The organism is Pedobacter sp. T50_32, from assembly GCF_057652195.1.
This window is the reverse complement of record NZ_JBYFBY010000003.1, coordinates 534,596-551,017: the sequence shown is the minus strand read 5'-3', so window position 1 is coordinate 551,017 and position 16,422 is coordinate 534,596. Positions and strand designations below refer to the sequence as shown.

Genomic DNA, 16,422 nt, shown 5'->3' with positions numbered 1-16,422 from the left:
CCCGATGAAAAATCGGGATCCGCTTCAATCGGGTTTAATTAACGAAAACCTGTGCAATACAATTGCCACCTAAACCCGATAGGAGCGAACACAAAGCGTAGCGAAGTAAAGCGAATAGCGGGACTTTCCGTAGCTAAAAATACAGAACTTTGCTTTTCTAATTTTTAAGATACGATCAATAGCCTAAAAAGCTTTTAAAAAAGCAAAACAAGAGGCAAATTTTATATATTCGCCTAAACTTTTTAATGTATGTTTCCAACCGTATCCCATTTTATATCTTATTTGTTTGGCATTGAGGTACCTCTACCGTTTAATACCTTCGGTGTATTTGTGGCTTTGGCATTTTTAGCTGGCTATTGGGCATTTAGTAAAGAGCTAAAACGCAAAGAAGCTTTAGGGATTTTAAAGCCTGTAAAGCATACAACTACCATTGGCGAGTCAGCATCGGTAGGAGAGTTGGTTTCTAACGCTTTGTTTGGCTTCTTGATAGGTTATAAATTAATTTATGCGTTAGTTAACTACAAGCTTTTTGTAAGCGATTCGCAGGCTGTACTATTATCTACCAAAGGAAATATATTGGGTGGTTTAGGTTTGGCGGCACTTTTTGTGTATTGGTCTTATAAGGAAAAAGAGAAGACAAAATTACCAACCCCCAAAAAAGTAGAAGTTACCGTTCGTCCGCATGAGTTGATGAGCAATATGGTGGTTTGGGCTGCTGTATGGGGCTTTTTAGGGGCTAAGATATTCGACAATTTAGAGCATTGGGATACTTTTATACAAGATCCAATTGGTGGTTTGCTTTCGTTTAGTGGTTTAACCTTTTATGGTGGCTTAATTTGCGGTGGTGCTGCGGTGCTTTATATTGCTCATAAAAATGGTATTAAACCTTTACACATGTTAGATGTTGGCGGACCAGGTATGATGTTGGCGTACGGCGTAGGTCGTATTGGCTGTCATTTATCTGGAGATGGCGATTGGGGTATTGTGAATACTAACCCTAAACCTTTTGGCTGGTTGCCAGATTGGTTGTGGGCATATACTTATCCAAATAATGTTGCAGGAGAAGGAAATCCGATAGCGGGATGTGTAGGTAGGTATTGTAACGAATTGCCTAACCCGGTATATCCAACTCCAATTTATGAGGTGATTGCCGCATTGCTGATTTTCTGGTTTTTATGGAAAATTAGAACGAAAATTAAAATTCCGGGAATGATGTTCGGTATTTATTTAATGTTTAATGGTTTAGAGCGTTTCTTTGTTGAGTTAATTAGGGTTAATTCTAAATATACCGTTGCAGGAATTTCGTTTACGCAGGCAGAACTAATTTCGTCGATACTATTTCTTACGGGAGCTTACATGGTTTGGTACGCAACTAACAACAAAGAAAAGCTTGCAAAATACTAGCCAATGAACTATGAATTGTTATGCAGTAAGGTAATTGCCATTGCTAGACTTACAGGTAATTTTATTAGAAAAGAAGCTTTAGGGTTTGATAGCAGTGCTATCGAATATAAGGGTTTGAATGATCTGGTTTCTTATGTTGATAAAACTGCAGAACGCCAATTGGTTAAAAACTTAAAAAAAGTATTGCCAGAAGCGGGTTTCATTACTGAGGAAGACGAAACTGAAAATACCTACGATAAGCCTTTCACTTGGATTATTGATCCTTTAGATGGTACGACGAATTTTATTCACGGTATCCCCACTTTTTCTATCAGTATTGCTTTGTACGAAGGTGCGGAGCCAGTTTTGGGGGTGGTTTACGAGATTAATAGGGGCGAGATGTTCTATTCTTACAAAGGAGCTCCAGCTTATTTGAACAATAAGGAGATTAGGGTGTCTAAAGCTACAGATTTATCACAATGTCTGTTGGCTACTGGTTTTCCATATTACCAGTTCGATAAGCAACCTCAGTACATAAAACTGTTTACAGAAATGATGCAGAAGTGCCACGGATTGCGTAGAATAGGTTCGGCGGCGGTAGATTTGGCTTATGTTGCTTGTGGTAGGTTCGATGCTTATTTCGAGTATAATTTAAATTCTTATGATATGGCGGCCGGAGCTTTCTTGGTGAAACAAGCTGGCGGTACATTGCTCAACTTTTCTGGTGGAGATGAATACTTGAAAACTAGAGAAATCTTAGCAACCAATGGGCTGGTTACGCAAGAAATTTTAGATACAATTAAGAAGCATTTTCAATAGGATTGTGATAGGCCATATCATTGTGCGGCTCTATTTAAAATTTCTGCCATCATGAAATGCTTTTTCTCCCATGGTAGATGGAATATTTCTTGTTTTTGCTCCGTGTAACTGCTGTAACAAGCCGTTGTAATTATAACAGCGCTGCATTACAATGTGCACTACTTGACCTTCGCGTTGCACCTTGCCTTCAACCATCAATAATTTTGAGCCTAAAATTTCTTTTCTGAAGGTTTCAAATAAGCTTTGATATACCACCAAATTGGCAACACCTGTTTCGTCTTCAATAGTGATAAAGCAAATTCCGCTGGCTGTTCCGGGTCGTTGGCGAACTAAAATTAGTCCTGCAACTTTTACGTTTGAGCCATCTGTTAATTCATTTGCTGCCTTAGTGCTAGAGACACGCATTAAACTCAGTTGTTCGCGAACAAAACTAACCGGGTGTGCTTTTAAAGAGAGTCCAGTGTGGGCGTAATCGTGTACTACATGCTCTGATTTTGCCATTAATGGAAGTTCAATCTGTGCTTCATGCTGGCTGTTATCGGCTTTGCCTTCAAATAAAGCGATAGGCCTATCGTGCAATGCACTAATTTGCCAAAGAGCTGTTCTTCTATCCATATTCATGCTTCTAAAAGCATCGGCATCTGCCAGTTTTTCTAAGGTACTTTGTGCAATGCCGATATCGCGTAAGCTGGCTAAACTGCTATATCGTGAGTGACGATGCGATACCAATACATTCATTTCTTCTTCAGATAAGCCTTTTGCTTGTCTAAAACCTAGCCTCAACGCATAAAATTCTCCAACTTTATCTTCCAAGGTGTTATCCCATTCAGAATGGTTAATATCAATTGGTAAAACTGTTACGCCATGGTTTTTAGCATCAATTACAATTTGTGCAGGCTGGTAAAAGCCCATAGGCATACTGTTAAGCAAAGCGGCAGCAAATACATCGGGGTAAAAACATTTGATATAGCTAGAAACATACACTAATAAAGCAAAGCTAGCCGCATGACTTTCGGGGAAGCCATAGCCGCCAAAACCTTCTATTTGCTTAAAGAGGCGCAAAGCGAATTCTGGTTTGTAACCTTTTTTGTCCATTCCTTCAAGTAGTTTTTTCTTGAAATCGGTCACTTTGCCAACTGCTTTGAAAGTAGCCATGCTTCTTCGTAGTTCATCAGCTTCTGTGTGACTAAAGCCTGCTGCAACAATGGCAACTTCCATGGCCTGCTCTTGAAAAAGTGGCACACCACAAGTTTTTTCTAATATAGCTCTAAGCTCTTCTGAAGGATAGTCTACTTCTTCCTCTTTGTTTCTTCTTTTTAAATAAGGATGAACCATATTTCCCTGTATCGGTCCAGGGCGAACAATTGCTACTTCAATCACTAAATCATAAAATGTTTTAGGTTTTAAGCGAGGTAGCATAGACATTTGAGCACGGCTTTCGATTTGAAAAACACCCAAAGTATCAGCTCTGCTAATCATTTCATATACCTCTGGTACCTCTTGCCTCACGTTTGCTAAAGTATAATCTTTGTTATAATGGTTTTTTGCTAGTGTAAAAGCTTTGCGAATGCAGGTCAACATCCCTAGAGCCAAAACATCAACTTTTAAAAAGCCCAAAGCTTCAATGTCGTCTTTATTCCATTCTATGCAAGTACGGTTTTCCATACGTGCATTTAAAGTAGGGCATAAGTCGGTGAGTTTGCCTTGGGTAATGATAAAACCACCTGTATGCTGCCCCAACTGACGTGGGAAACCTACCATCTGCATGGTCAGTTCTAAAGTTTTCTTCAATAGAGGGTCTTTAGGGTTCAATCCGTAAGATTTTAAACGATCGGAATCGAAACCTTCTTCGTAATGGCTGCTTACCGTTGCCGATAAAATATTGAGCGTATCTACCGATAAACCCATCGCTTTACCAACATCTCTAACAGCACCTTTGCTGTGCAATTGCGTAACTGTGGCTACAATAGCAGCTCGGTCTCTACCATATTTTTCATAGATGTACTGCATTACTTCTTCACGACGTTCGTGCTCAAAATCTACATCAATATCGGGTGGTTCATTGCGGGCATCAGACATGAAGCGAGCAAAAAGTAGTTTAATTTCTGTGGGGTCTACCGAAGTAATGCCTAGACAATAGCAAATCACAGAATTGGCCGCAGAGCCTCTGCCTTGACAAAGAATATCGCGACTGCGGGCAAAACGTACAAAATCATGAACGGTTAAAAAGTACGACGCATAGTTCTTTCGGGCTATAAATGCTAATTCGTAATTGATGTTTTTCAATATGTCATCAGGAATGACATTTGGAAACCTATTTTTAGCACCTAGCCAAGTTAAATGTTCCAATTCTTCTTGTGGTGTTCTGCCTTCGCTGGTCAACTCTTCTGGATAAACATATTTCAGTTCATCTAAAGAAAACTGACATCGCTCTGCAATTTTAAGCGTGTTTTTAATGGCCTGCGGATATTTTCTGAACAAACGGTACATCTCTTCCACAGATTTAAGATGGCGTTCGGCATTTTCATGGAGTTTATAACCTGCATTGTAAATGGTGCATTTTTCCCTTACGCAGGTAAGGATATCCTGCAGCTGCCGGCGTTCCTTTTCATGGTAATGCACATCGTTATTGGCAGCTAAAGGGATATTAAGTTGCTCGCTCAATTGTACCAAACGGAACATTCGTTTTTGGTCTAATCCCGTATAACTTCTGTTGATGCTTAAATATAAATGATCTCCCAAAGCTTTTTTATACTGCTTTAGATGTGTTTTAAAGTCGGTCTCAAAATCAAAATTTTCATTTAAGGTATTGGGAGGGATGGCGATAAACAACATATCCACTTTGTGTGCCCAAACATCTGCTTGATACAGATGGCATTGACCTTTTTCAGCTCTGCTGTTGCCTAAACTTAACAAAGCTGATAAATTGCTGTAGCCGTTTTTATTGATGGGATAAGCGAGTAATGATGGTCCGTCCAATAAATCTAGTCTGCAAGCGGGGATGAGTTTAATGTTATGCTTTCTAGTAGCTACGTGTGCACGCACAATTCCAGCCAAACTGTTTCTGTCAATAATGGCAATTTTTGGATAGCCCAATTCTACTGCTTTGGCAACCAATTCTTCGGGATGCGATGCGCCACGTAAAAAGCTGAAATTACTGGTGGCTTGTAGTTCTACGTAGATCATTTTTTAAAATAGTTAGTAGATATGGTCATTTAGCTGTTCCATATTTATAATGTCGAGCTTCGTATCTCAGGATTATTTCATTAACTCGCTATGCTCGGTTTGTAATCTTGTTTAAAAAATCGGATTTCAAATCCGTAGATAGTGCTTCGGGATTGCAAATTGGAAGTGTTCGAAAAAAGCTTTTTCAAATATTACTTCAACACGTTGGCGAGGACGCCAACTTGGGACTGCTTTTGTTGGCGTCCTCGCCAACAAGCATTTTGTTTCGAATGCTATTAATTGCAAATTCCAAAGAGCGCAAGGCGGGTAGCTAATCTCAGTCATAGCTATCAGCCATCATCCACTTTCGTCAAGCAAAAAATCCATGAATAAACCACTGTGCGGCAACTTTGCTATCGTAATGTCCCGACCTGAACAACCAATACCTCTGTCCTTTTTCATCCTCCACATAATAATAATCTCTATGCTTACCCTCGTTTAACCACCATTCTTGTTCAATACGCTCTGGTCCATCGGCTTTGGCAATGCGGTGCATTTCGTTCTTATAAGTAAAGGTCATAGGTGGGTAATCGGGAATAGGTGCACTCACTTGTATAGGTTCTGGTTGGTTAAGCAATACCGTTGGACGAGGTTTGTGCGTTTGCCATTCTGTTTCGGGTTGTTGTTGTAAATCCATTACCGACTTAATACTATCTTCTGGCCAATGATGCTCTTGAGGCAAATATCGCCTGATGGCATTTTTACCTGCTTTTATGCTGATACGGTCTAGCAGCTCGGCAATTTCGCTTAAATCGGTTTGTGTTTGCAATTGCCATAAGGCCTCCTGTTGTTTAGGCAGATCCTCAACTTCACTAACAATCATTTCAAAAAGTTCAATGCCTAAATCGGGTTCAATCTGTTTAATTTTAAGCTCAAATAATTTAAAAAGATGTTTGATGTTAATAGATGCTTGATTGGTGCCAATGCTTATTTGTTGCAGTTTTCCATCAAGCCGATAAGCATTTAACTTGGCTTTTCTTAGCCCTATATCTTCGTTTTTTAGACGATCACACAGCTTTTCTAACAAGTTTTCGATAGCAATTTCGATACCTTTTGCTGTTTGAATAGGTTCTAAGCAATGCAATCTTTCCTGATAGGGATGTGGTTCTCTTATTGGTTCAAATGTCTCGGGCTTTTGTCCCAATGCCTGTCCAATTCGTAAGTTAATTTCATCACCAAAACGCCTGCGAAGGGTAGAAGGACTAATGTGTATAAAACTATCAATGCTATGAAAACCTAATTTGCCCAAACGTTGTAAAGTGTTTTCTTCCAATTGCAAAGCTTTGGGAGGTAAAGGCAGTAACGCCTGCAGTTGTTCGTTAGGTTTAGCAATTTTGATGGTGGCGTAATGTGCCAATGCCCAAGTGGCTCCTAAAGTATCGGCTATGGCCAATTTTATATGGTATTTATCTTCGAATCGTTTGCTAATTTCTGCTATATGTTGTTCTTCACTTTTCCAAACGGTACAGCCTGTAATATCTAAAAATAACCCATCTGGGGGATTTATAGCTACCTGTGGCGAGTAGCGGATAAACCATTCGGCCATTTCCTTTAATAACTTTTGCTGTTTTTGTGGCTGATATTTAAATGCTTCTAATGAAGGTAGAGTTATTCGAGCATCAGCAAGAGGCATATTAGGACGTAAGCCTAAGATTTTTGCTTGGTGGCTTATACTTACTATCATTTGTTTGTTACGATCTTGGGTAATTAGCGCATAGGGTTGCCCTTTCAGCTCGTTTTGCCGAATAGCCATTTGGTCGGTAAGCAAATGAGGAAACCATATTGCGAGGTAGCGCCTGTTCATGAGCTGATAGCTTGATGTGTAAACGGATAGATTTTGGCAGCTTGTTCGGTAGTAAACTCCCTATGCTGGTAAGTAATGGTACAGCTTGCAGTGCTGCCATTGCGTACTTTCAGAAGGTTTACCCTCCATCGGGCAAAGCCAACTCCGGGTAAATTTCCTTGGTTTTCGCTTGCAAGAGGTATAATTTGCCATCTAGCGGCACAAGCGGTAGCGTTAATGCGTTCGGTTTGTGTGCGTAAAATGAATCCAGTGACCTTGCTTTTTTCTACGGTAAGCTGTAAACGTTGCGATTGGGCGAAAGTGATATCTTCTAATTCGCTAATCACGCCACTTAAACTTTTACATTTTAAAGCCTCCTCGGTAGCCCAAAGTATATCTTTTTGTTTAACAAGGTTGATGAAAATAATTTGATGAGGATGGATGCCGTAGAAAATTAAACTAGAAGCAAATAATTGACGTTGCTTGCCAATCCATATATAAATTCCTTTATTGCTATGCAATTTGGATAGCAGGGCAAAAATAAAAGCACTTGTGCAGGCCGTATGCTCTGGCTGTCCGCTTACAAACTCGTGAATGGTTCCTGTTGGAAAAACCTGATTTGGAAAATGCTTCTCGATAATAGCAAAGTCAAGTTTTGATTGCTGTTGTTGTGCTTCGCTTTTGTAACCCTCTAAATCGAGAATTTGCTTTTGCAAGCGATCTATGATTGTTTTTTGGGCTAAACTCTGCATTTTAATACTAATATTTTTAGTAAAATTAATAAAAATATTAGTATTTATATTTGTTTGTTGAGAAAAATATTTCAAAAATTTTATGAAAATATAATACAGGCAGTAGTTAAGATGGAGTGAAATTTTAAACGGTACCTTAAGAGGTTCAAAAGAAAAGGAGCTTAATTTAAGCTCCTTTTTATATTTATTCGGCTCTTTTTAGGCCAAATTTTTCAATCTTACTATATAGATGACTTCGTTGTATGTCTATGTCATCTGCAGTTTTAGAAACGTTCCAATTATTTTTTTCCAGTTTGAATTTGATAAATTCTTTCTCCGCAAAATCTTTATACTCTTGGAAATTGCTAAAGCCATCATAATTGAAAGTACCGCCTTGCGAACCGCCTCCAGAACTTTGAGAAATAGCACCTACATTAGTTCCGCCTCCCGGATTTGCAAAAGCTACAACATCTTGTTCGGTAATGGTTTTATCACTAAGGATAATCAAACGCTCAATCATGTTGCGTAGCTCACGAACGTTACCCGTCCAAGGCAGTCTTTTTAACGCATCCATTGCACCGTCGGTAATTTTTTTGGCTGGCATACCGTATTCGCCACAAATTTCTTCTAAAAAGCTTTGTGCAATTACAGGAATATCATCTGTACGCTCCGTTAAATGCGGAACGTGAATATTGATTACGTTTAAACGGTGGTACAAATCCATCCTAAAGTTGCCTTCTTCAATCTCTTTTAAAAGGTCTTTGTTGGTTGCAGCTACAATTCTAACGTTAACGTCAATTTCTTTTTCACCACCAACGCGGGTAATTTTATGTTCTTGTAGGGCACGTAAAACTTTCGCTTGTGCCGACATGCTCATGTCGCCAATTTCATCTAGAAACAGTGTACCACCATTAGCTAGCTCAAACTTTCCTAAACGTTGCTTTACCGCTGATGTAAATGAACCCTTTTCGTGTCCAAATAATTCACTTTCTATTAATTCTGATGGGATTGCAGCACAGTTTACCTCAATTAACTGACCATCTGCACGATTAGATTTTTCGTGTAACCAACGTGCAACCAGTTCTTTACCACTACCATTTGCTCCGGTAATTAGTACTCTAGCTTCAGTAGGAGCAACACGCTCAATGGTTTCTTTTATTTTTCCGATAGTGTCAGAATTACCCAAGATATCACGGGTTTTGCTCGCTCTTCTTTTTAAAACTTTAGTTTCAGTTACTAAAGAGCCTCGGTCTAAACCATTACGTACGGTAATTAGTAAACGGTTTAAATCAGGTGGTTTCGAGATAAAATCAAAAGCTCCTTTTTTACTAGCTTCAACGGCTGTTTCTACTGTTCCGTGGCCAGAAATCATGATAAATGGTAGGTCTGGTTTAATGCCAAGTGCTGTTTCCAACACTTCCATGCCATCCATTTTGTTCATTTTAATATCGCAAAGAACCAAGTTGTAATCGTTCTTTTTGATGAGCTCTAGTCCGTCGATGCCATTATCTACATCATCAACTTCATAGTTTTCGTATTCTAGTATTTCTCTAAGCGTACTTCGTATCGCTCTCTCGTCATCAATGATTAGCAGTTTTGCCATTTCGTAGGTGTTAACTATTTATAGTGCGAATATATTATTTTTTATGAAATGTATAGTTTTTTGTACAATCAGTTTTATAACGATGATGTTTAAAAGTTGTTTGATTTTTTTAACCACAGATGCACAAATCTTTGTTTTCCTAAACCTGATAGGAGTGGAAATACTTTTTGTTGCATCAATCGAAGAGGAAAACACTTCGATTTTGTAGATTTCTCACATGCGTTCGAAATGACGGAGGGCGTAAAACAAAAAGATTGCAACGGATAGCAGGGCTACAGTACCCAAGGACCAATCCTATTGATTTTCAAATAAATATAATTACGAAACAATTTGACAATTAATCAATTCAACAATTTTTCAAATCAGAAAAATAGCTTATCTTTGCGCCACAATTAATTAATTTTAACTTTAATATTATTCAAGAATGTATTTAAGTACAGAAAAGAAAGCCGAAATTTTTAAAACACACGGCGAAGTAGCAACCAACACTGGTTCTGCTGAAGGTCAAGTTGCATTGTTTACTTACCGTATTGCACACTTAACAGAGCATTTGAAAAAAAATCGTAAAGATTTTTCTACTCAGTTAGCTCTACAAAAATTAGTGGGTAAACGTCGTGGCATTTTAGCTTATCTTTACAAAAAAGATATTAACCGTTACCGTGCTATCATCAAAGCTTTATCGCTTAGAGATATCATCAAATCGGTGTAATGTTATAAAAGCCATCGCCAATAGGCAGATGGCTTTTTTGGTTTTAATACTCGAAACAATAAATATAAACTCGATCTGTTCGAAAGAGGAAAAACAGGTCACAACAATTTGTAAATGAATGTAATAAAAAAATCGTTCGATTTGGGCGATGGAAGAATTGTAGAAATTGAAACAGGTAAATTAGCGAAACAAGCTGATGGTTCTGTTGTAGTTAAAATGGGCGATACGATGTTACTAGCAACTGTAGTATCAACCGTAGGTGCTAAACCAGGTACCGATTTTTTACCTTTATCGGTAGATTATCAAGAAAAATATGCGGCTACTGGTCGTATTCCAGGAGGTTTCTTACGTCGTGAGGCAAGATTATCTGATTACGAGGTTTTAATCTCTCGTTTGGTAGATAGAGCTTTACGTCCGTTGTTCCCTTCAGATTATCACTCTGATACTCAGGTGATGATTTCATTAATTTCTGCTGATAAAAATATCATGCCTGACTGTTTAGCTGGTTTAGCGGCATCGGCAGCATTAGCAGTGTCGGATATTCCTTTTAACGGACCAATATCTGAAGTGCGTGTAGCAAAAATTGATGGAAACTTAGTAATTAACCCTTACGCTAGCGATTTAGAGCGTGCAACTTTAGAATTTATGGTTGCTGGTTCTGCTAACGATATCGTGATGGTAGAGGGTGAGTGCGACGAAATCCAAGAAGAAGAAATGGTGGAAGCATTGAAATTTGCTCACGAGGCAATTAAAGTTCAATGTGCTGTTCAGGTTGAATTGACCGAAGCAACAGGTAAAACCGTTAAACGTACATATAGCCACGAAGACCACGACGAAGTTTTAAAAGAAAGAATTTATGCAGAAACTTATGATAAAGTTTATGCTATCGCTAAATCTGGTTTAGGTAAAGATGAGCGTTCTGAAGGCTTTACAGCTATCATTACCGAAATTTTAGAAGCTTTCCCAGAAGATACAGCAGATTTAACTAAAGCATTGGCTAAACATTATTACCATGATGTACAATATGATGCAGTACGTGCTTTATTGTTAGATGAAGGTATCCGTTTAGATGGTAGAGCAAATACACAAATTCGTCCAATTTGGAGTGAAGTAGGTTATTTGCCTGCTGCTCACGGTTCGGCGGTATTTACACGTGGCGAAACTCAATCTTTAACATCGGTTACCTTAGGTAGCAAAGACGATGAGCAAATGATTGATGGTGCTTTCATCAACGGTTACAACAAATTCTTATTGCACTATAATTTCCCTGGTTTCTCAACTGGTGAGGTTAGACCAAATAGAGGCGCTGGTCGTCGTGAAATTGGTCACGGTGCTTTAGCTCAACGTTCGTTGAAAAAAGTATTGCCAGAAGGTGCTGAAAATCCTTACACTATCCGTGTAGTATCTGACATTTTAGAGTCTAACGGTTCTTCGTCAATGGCTACAGTTTGTGCTGGTACATTAGCATTAATGGATGCAGGTATCAAAATTAAATCTCCGGTATCAGGTATCGCGATGGGTTTAATTACTGATGAGAAAACTGGTAAATATCAAATCCTTTCGGATATTTTAGGTGATGAAGATCACTTAGGAGATATGGACTTTAAAGTAACTGGTACTGAAAATGGTATCGTTGCTTGTCAAATGGACTTAAAAATCAACGGTTTGTCTTACGAAGTTTTAACTAAAGCTTTGTTGCAAGCTAAAGATGGTCGTTTACACATCTTAAACGAGATGAAGAAAACGATTGCTGCTCCAGCTGAAGATTACAAACCACACGCACCACGTATTGTTTCTCTAACTATCGAGAAAGAATTTATTGGCGCTGTAATTGGCCCAGGTGGTAAAATTATCCAAGAAATGCAACGCGAAACTGGCGCATCTATCTCTATCGAAGAGGTTGATAACAAAGGTATCGTAGAGATTTTTGCTGATAACAAAGCTGCTATTGATGCTGCTGTTGCTCGTATCCGTGCAATTGCTGCTAAGCCAGAAATTGGTGAGGTTTATACTGGTAAAGTTAAATCTATTATGCCATTTGGTGCTTTCGTAGAAATTATGCCAGGTAAAGATGGTTTGTTGCACATTTCTGAGATTGATTGGAAGCGTCTAGAAACTATGGATGGTGTATTGAAAGAAGGTGAGATTATTGAAGTGAAGTTATTGGATATCGATAAACAAGGTAAAATGAAACTTTCTCGTAAAGTGTTGTTGCCTCGTCCACCGAAACCAGAAGCTCCTGCTGCACCACAAGCTTAAGCAAAAGTCAGAAAAGTCCGATAAGACAATAAAAAATCCCTTTCAGTTTTACTGGAAGGGATTTTTTATTTAGAATAAGCGCTGGAGTAGGAGGTCTTTCTTTTGTGGAGAAACCTCAATTTCTGCTCCATCTGATAGTTCTAGTGTGCCGCCATCGCCTTTGCGGTATTTCACTACATAATCTAGGTTGATGATGACTGAACGATTAATCCGCATGAAATGTTCATCATCCAACACTGTTTCGTAATCTTTCAAGGTTTTAGAAACCACGATTTTTTTACCATCGGCAAGCAGAAAAACGCTGTAATTGCTCATGGCCTCAACTCTTAAAATGTTCGATTTTTCTACCAAATAAACACCTTCTGCAGTAGGTAGAGCCAGGCGATTGCTCTGTTTTTTATCAAGTTTTACAGCTTTGTACATTTGTTTTTCGGCCACCCGTTTTCTCAAACGAGTAATAGCAGTTCTCAAATCATCTTGGTCTACAGGTTTCAAAAGATAATCTACTGCACTAATTCGTAACGCATCTAATGTATAGCTGTCATAAGCTGTCGAAAAAATAACTTCGAAATTAAAAGTGCCCAGTCGCTCTAAAAACTGAAAACCATTCATTCCGGGCATTTCTACATCTAAGAACAGCACATCTATGCTCAGTTCTGTAATTGCGTCTAATGCCTTTGCAGGTTCATTAAAAATGCCAATCACTTGTAATTCATCCTCAAAAATATCGAGTTTGTGCGCAAGTAATTTACTGCCTTTAATTTCGTCGTCTAAGATGGCTGCTTTTAACATGGTATTTTGTTTATGTCAATTTCGTTAATTTATTTATAAATGCGCAATGTTTTTATTCAAATGAGGTAGCTGCACAACATTGTTATTTGCTTACCAAATCTAAAATTCCGTGGGTGGCACTTCCATCTCTATATATATTCATCACAACTAGCTGACTACCATATTGCACAAAAATATTTCTGATGATTTTAGTTTTTACTGTAGCTGGTCCGTTCCAATTGTAGCCTGCCATGTTGCCAACCAAATTATAGTCTTTATAGCTCGAAACCGTACCGTTTTCATCAGTAATACTAAATTTTGTGCCGATAAATTGATAGCTAGCCCTTACAGCAATATTTGAATTATGTTTATGTAAAATGCCTGTATAACGATTACCTTTTAATTGATTGCCAAAAATTTTCTTTTTAAATAGTGCAAAAGTTCTGTTGTTGGGCGAGGTTACAGTTTCTTCAATAATTTGATAGGTTTCGAAACCGCCTATGTACTCGCATGTTACTTTTCCATTCGTCACGGTATATTTCCCTTCGTGAAGTTTACCTTCTACATCAAGTTTATGGAATGTGTTTTTTTCTCCAAAGTTGATGATAAAAGGTGTTTTAAATGTAGCTGAAGCCGATTTGGCATAGTAGCCTGTAATTACATAATCTGCTAAATCTGTTGTTTGACTTCTTGCAGATAGTGATGCAATGCAAACTATTGTAAGTATCATCAAAGCTTTTAAATTCAATTTTATGATTTTCATAACCGTTGATATTAAGAGGATTAGAAAGTGTATTTAATACCAATACCGCCATTTTCAGCAGAAAAACCACTATTTGGGCTAAGCATATATCCTGGAACCCAATCTGCGCTGATAGCTAGTGGCAGTGTTTTTATTTTGTACTCTAAGCCTACCACGCCCGATATGCCGAAACTGGTAACTCCATCAGCATCCACATCTTTCCAACTGAAGTGATTTACGTGACCGCCACCACCTATATACCAACGTAAACCGTCTACGTCTTTAATGTCGTTGTGATATTGGTAAAGAGCCGTAAAAGCTATATTGCTACCTAAACCACCTGCACCATTATATCTCACAATGCCTTCTAAAGCGTGTTTATCTGTTAGGAAAACTTTACCAGTAGCAGAAATTCCGTAAATGAATTTTAAACCCAGAGCCGCTTTATAGCTCGTAGTTTCAGTTTTCGCTTTAGTTTGCTTAGTTGGTTGAGTACGAGGTTTTACACCCATTTTTTCATCAGTTTCTACAGGTTTGCTCGTGGTGGTTTTGGTAGTAGTAGGGGTTGCTGTAGTTTTGGTGGTAGTGGTTGTTTTTTTCGCAGGTGTGGTTTTAGTAGTTGTTGCTTTTTTAACCGGCTTTTTGGTTTGTGCCTGCGCTGTTACGCCCGAAATGCTAAACATGCTTAGTAAAATAATGAATAAATTTTTCATGATAATTTGTTTTTTATTAGTTAATATGTTCGTTTTAAAATCTTTTGCCGATAGATATGCCTAACCTTTTATACAAGCCTAAGTCGGTAGCTCCATCTTTTACTGGCTTGTTATTCAACTTGCTCCCTAAACCAAGAATTAATTCTGCAACAAATCCTTTTCCGAAAACTTGTTTCAAGCCAACACCACCGCCTAAACCATAGTAGGTTTTATCTTTACGGATACCGCCGTCATCAGCCTGTGCTGCATCATCAGAAAATATTGCGGCATTAGCCTCTAAGAAAAATCCATGTGCATGTTTTTTTCCGAAATAGTAATGATAGTGAGGCAAAATCATAAATTTATATTCTTCATTATAACCTTCGGTATTTTGAATTCCCATAGCTGCAGAAATACCTATACCCATTTTTTCATTAATTAATCTTTCGTAACTGAGTTCTGGTAAGCCAATAACCAAGCCTAACAAGTTTGCTTTAAACTCATTTTTTAGCTCATGATGATTTGATTTCGTGGTCTGTTGCGCATTGGAAACAATTGAAGTGAGCATGAACGAGCTAAATAGTATCAGCAATTTCATTTTTAGATAAATTTTAAATGTAGTTTTCATGGTAGTTTAGAATTATGGGCAAACTTTTTTAGCAGTGTTTTTGATAGAATTGACATCATCTACTGCGATGACTTTACCGCCGCCCTGCAAGCCAGTGTACAAACCGTCATTAGTCATGCTCAATTGATTGTTTGCACCAGGGTTATTATTAAATCCCCACCACCAAGCCATATAGCCAAAGTCGTTATCTCTACATAATTTCATCAATAGTCTATAATTGATGTTATAAGTAAGTCCATTTTGGATATCTGCAATAGCGAGTTCGCCTAATACAATTGGTAAATCTGTATTTTTTAACGCCATTAAATTTGACATAATTTGTGCATCACTGTAATTACCAAATGCACCGTTGGTTGGCCAATAAGCGTGTACACTAAACAATAAATTGTGCAATGGATCTGCATCCATTAAAGATTTACCTCTATCTACAAAAAAACTGTGATTTTTACCCCAATCTGGTGCGTCAATCATTATAGGAAAAGTATAACCTGCATCTCTTAAAGCTTTTACTGCTGTAGAGTTGGCACTGGCATAGTTGTCGTTATTTGCACTACCATTATCTGGTTCATTAGCAATATTAACAATGATAGATTTTTGGTGCTTCAACAGTGTATTTTTTATATCTGTTTTTGTCCACCATTGTGTTGCCTTTGGTAAATCGTTAGCTACGTTGGCCGTTCCGGTGTAGTCGTGTAATTCCAATACGGGTATCATGCCCTTGGTGATACAGGCATTAATTACACTTTCTATTTTAGTACCAGTTACGGCGGTCATTGCACCTCCATTAGTCCAATCTTGATATTGTTGTGTAAGTACAATTCGAACCGAGTTTGCGCCAGTTTTTTCAATTTCTTCTATTTCTTTTAAACCAAAATTTACCGCATATACATTTCCCATATTTATACCTCTCAATACGATTTTGTTGCCACACTTATCGGCTAAATATTTACCATCTACTATGTGTAAACCGCTAGTAATATCTGTAATTGGCGCTTGACGACTTTTTTTGCAACTGATACAAAAAGCAATGGCGAAAATTATGACTAAACTTATTTTTAGTGTTTTCATGGTTAAAAA

Annotated in this window: 13 protein-coding genes; 4 read left to right on the top strand and 9 right to left on the bottom strand. The window is 38.1% G+C overall.

Annotation, left to right across the window (positions count from 1 at the left end):
• Positions 1-249: 249 nt before the first annotated feature.
• A complete protein-coding gene (locus AC23ME_RS13010) occupies positions 250-1,404 on the top strand; it encodes a prolipoprotein diacylglyceryl transferase (protein ID WP_487728201.1) in 1,155 nt (384 codons plus the stop codon).
• A 3-nt stretch (positions 1,405-1,407) separates the two neighbouring features.
• Positions 1,408-2,202, top strand: coding sequence for an inositol monophosphatase family protein (locus tag AC23ME_RS13005; RefSeq protein ID WP_487728200.1), 795 nt, complete (start codon positions 1,408-1,410; stop codon positions 2,200-2,202).
• Positions 2,203-2,232: 30 nt separating this feature from the next.
• On the opposite strand, the gene AC23ME_RS13000 is transcribed toward AC23ME_RS13005, so the two are convergent.
• The 4 genes from AC23ME_RS13000 to AC23ME_RS12985 all read right to left on the bottom strand — a co-directional run bounded on the left by AC23ME_RS13000 (position 2,233) and on the right by AC23ME_RS12985 (position 9,544).
• Entirely contained in the window at positions 2,233-5,388 is a 3,156-nt protein-coding gene (locus AC23ME_RS13000) for an error-prone DNA polymerase (protein ID WP_487728199.1), read from the bottom strand.
• Positions 5,389-5,737: 349 nt separating this feature from the next.
• The gene (locus tag AC23ME_RS12995; protein WP_487728198.1) at positions 5,738-7,231 is read right to left on the bottom strand and encodes a Y-family DNA polymerase; all 1,494 of its coding nucleotides are present in this window, start codon (positions 7,229-7,231) and stop codon (positions 5,738-5,740) included.
• Positions 7,228-7,962, bottom strand: coding sequence for an ImuA family protein (locus AC23ME_RS12990; protein ID WP_487728197.1), 735 nt, complete (start codon positions 7,960-7,962; stop codon positions 7,228-7,230). The genes AC23ME_RS12995 and AC23ME_RS12990 overlap by 4 nt, the downstream gene beginning before the upstream one ends.
• A gap of 184 nt (positions 7,963-8,146) precedes the next feature.
• Positions 8,147-9,544 carry a sigma-54-dependent transcriptional regulator gene (locus AC23ME_RS12985; protein ID WP_487728196.1) on the bottom strand — a complete coding sequence of 466 codons (1,398 nt, stop codon included), beginning with the start codon at positions 9,542-9,544 and terminating at the stop codon, positions 8,147-8,149.
• Between the two features lie 424 nt (positions 9,545-9,968).
• Between AC23ME_RS12985 and rpsO the strand changes: the two genes are divergently transcribed.
• Entirely contained in the window at positions 9,969-10,253 is a 285-nt protein-coding gene (gene rpsO / locus AC23ME_RS12980) for a 30S ribosomal protein S15 (protein WP_487728195.1), read from the top strand.
• Positions 10,254-10,367: 114 nt separating this feature from the next.
• Positions 10,368-12,512 carry a polyribonucleotide nucleotidyltransferase gene (locus AC23ME_RS12975; RefSeq protein WP_487728194.1) on the top strand — a complete coding sequence of 715 codons (2,145 nt, stop codon included), beginning with the start codon at positions 10,368-10,370 and terminating at the stop codon, positions 12,510-12,512.
• Positions 12,513-12,581: 69 nt separating this feature from the next.
• On the opposite strand, the gene AC23ME_RS12970 is transcribed toward AC23ME_RS12975, so the two are convergent.
• The 5 genes from AC23ME_RS12970 to AC23ME_RS12950 all read right to left on the bottom strand — a co-directional run bounded on the left by AC23ME_RS12970 (position 12,582) and on the right by AC23ME_RS12950 (position 16,413).
• Positions 12,582-13,304 carry a LytR/AlgR family response regulator transcription factor gene (locus AC23ME_RS12970; RefSeq protein ID WP_487728193.1) on the bottom strand — a complete coding sequence of 241 codons (723 nt, stop codon included), beginning with the start codon at positions 13,302-13,304 and terminating at the stop codon, positions 12,582-12,584.
• 82 nt (positions 13,305-13,386) lie between these two features.
• The gene (locus AC23ME_RS12965) at positions 13,387-14,046 is read right to left on the bottom strand and encodes a hypothetical protein (protein ID WP_487728192.1); all 660 of its coding nucleotides are present in this window, start codon (positions 14,044-14,046) and stop codon (positions 13,387-13,389) included.
• A 20-nt stretch (positions 14,047-14,066) separates the two neighbouring features.
• Complete coding sequence (locus tag AC23ME_RS12960; protein WP_487728191.1) at positions 14,067-14,738, bottom strand: hypothetical protein; 672 nt, start codon at positions 14,736-14,738, stop codon at positions 14,067-14,069.
• 34 nt (positions 14,739-14,772) lie between these two features.
• A complete protein-coding gene (locus AC23ME_RS12955; RefSeq protein ID WP_487728190.1) occupies positions 14,773-15,345 on the bottom strand; it encodes a DUF3575 domain-containing protein in 573 nt (190 codons plus the stop codon).
• A 12-nt stretch (positions 15,346-15,357) separates the two neighbouring features.
• Positions 15,358-16,413 carry a glycoside hydrolase family 5 protein gene (locus tag AC23ME_RS12950; protein WP_487728189.1) on the bottom strand — a complete coding sequence of 352 codons (1,056 nt, stop codon included), beginning with the start codon at positions 16,411-16,413 and terminating at the stop codon, positions 15,358-15,360.
• Between the last annotated feature and the right edge of the window lie 9 nt (positions 16,414-16,422).

Bases quoted from the DNA above. Each gene is read 5' to 3' on its own strand.
- AC23ME_RS13000 (WP_487728199.1), bottom strand. From the start codon at position 5,388: ATGATCTACGTAGAACTACAAGCCACCAGTAATTTCAGCTTTTTACGT.
- AC23ME_RS12950 (WP_487728189.1), bottom strand. From the start codon at position 16,413: ATGAAAACACTAAAAATAAGTTTAGTCATAATTTTCGCCATTGCTTTT.
- AC23ME_RS12990 (WP_487728197.1), bottom strand. From the start codon at position 7,962: ATGCAGAGTTTAGCCCAAAAAACAATCATAGATCGCTTGCAAAAGCAA.
- AC23ME_RS12995 (WP_487728198.1), bottom strand. From the start codon at position 7,231: ATGAACAGGCGCTACCTCGCAATATGGTTTCCTCATTTGCTTACCGAC.
- AC23ME_RS12975 (WP_487728194.1), top strand. From the start codon at position 10,368: ATGAATGTAATAAAAAAATCGTTCGATTTGGGCGATGGAAGAATTGTA.
- AC23ME_RS12985 (WP_487728196.1), bottom strand. From the start codon at position 9,544: ATGGCAAAACTGCTAATCATTGATGACGAGAGAGCGATACGAAGTACG.
- AC23ME_RS12970 (WP_487728193.1), bottom strand. From the start codon at position 13,304: ATGTTAAAAGCAGCCATCTTAGACGACGAAATTAAAGGCAGTAAATTA.
- AC23ME_RS12955 (WP_487728190.1), bottom strand. From the start codon at position 15,345: ATGAAAACTACATTTAAAATTTATCTAAAAATGAAATTGCTGATACTA.
- AC23ME_RS13010 (WP_487728201.1), top strand. From the start codon at position 250: ATGTTTCCAACCGTATCCCATTTTATATCTTATTTGTTTGGCATTGAG.
- rpsO (WP_487728195.1), top strand. From the start codon at position 9,969: ATGTATTTAAGTACAGAAAAGAAAGCCGAAATTTTTAAAACACACGGC.
- AC23ME_RS12965 (WP_487728192.1), bottom strand. From the start codon at position 14,046: ATGAAAATCATAAAATTGAATTTAAAAGCTTTGATGATACTTACAATA.
- AC23ME_RS13005 (WP_487728200.1), top strand. From the start codon at position 1,408: ATGAACTATGAATTGTTATGCAGTAAGGTAATTGCCATTGCTAGACTT.
- AC23ME_RS12960 (WP_487728191.1), bottom strand. From the start codon at position 14,738: ATGAAAAATTTATTCATTATTTTACTAAGCATGTTTAGCATTTCGGGC.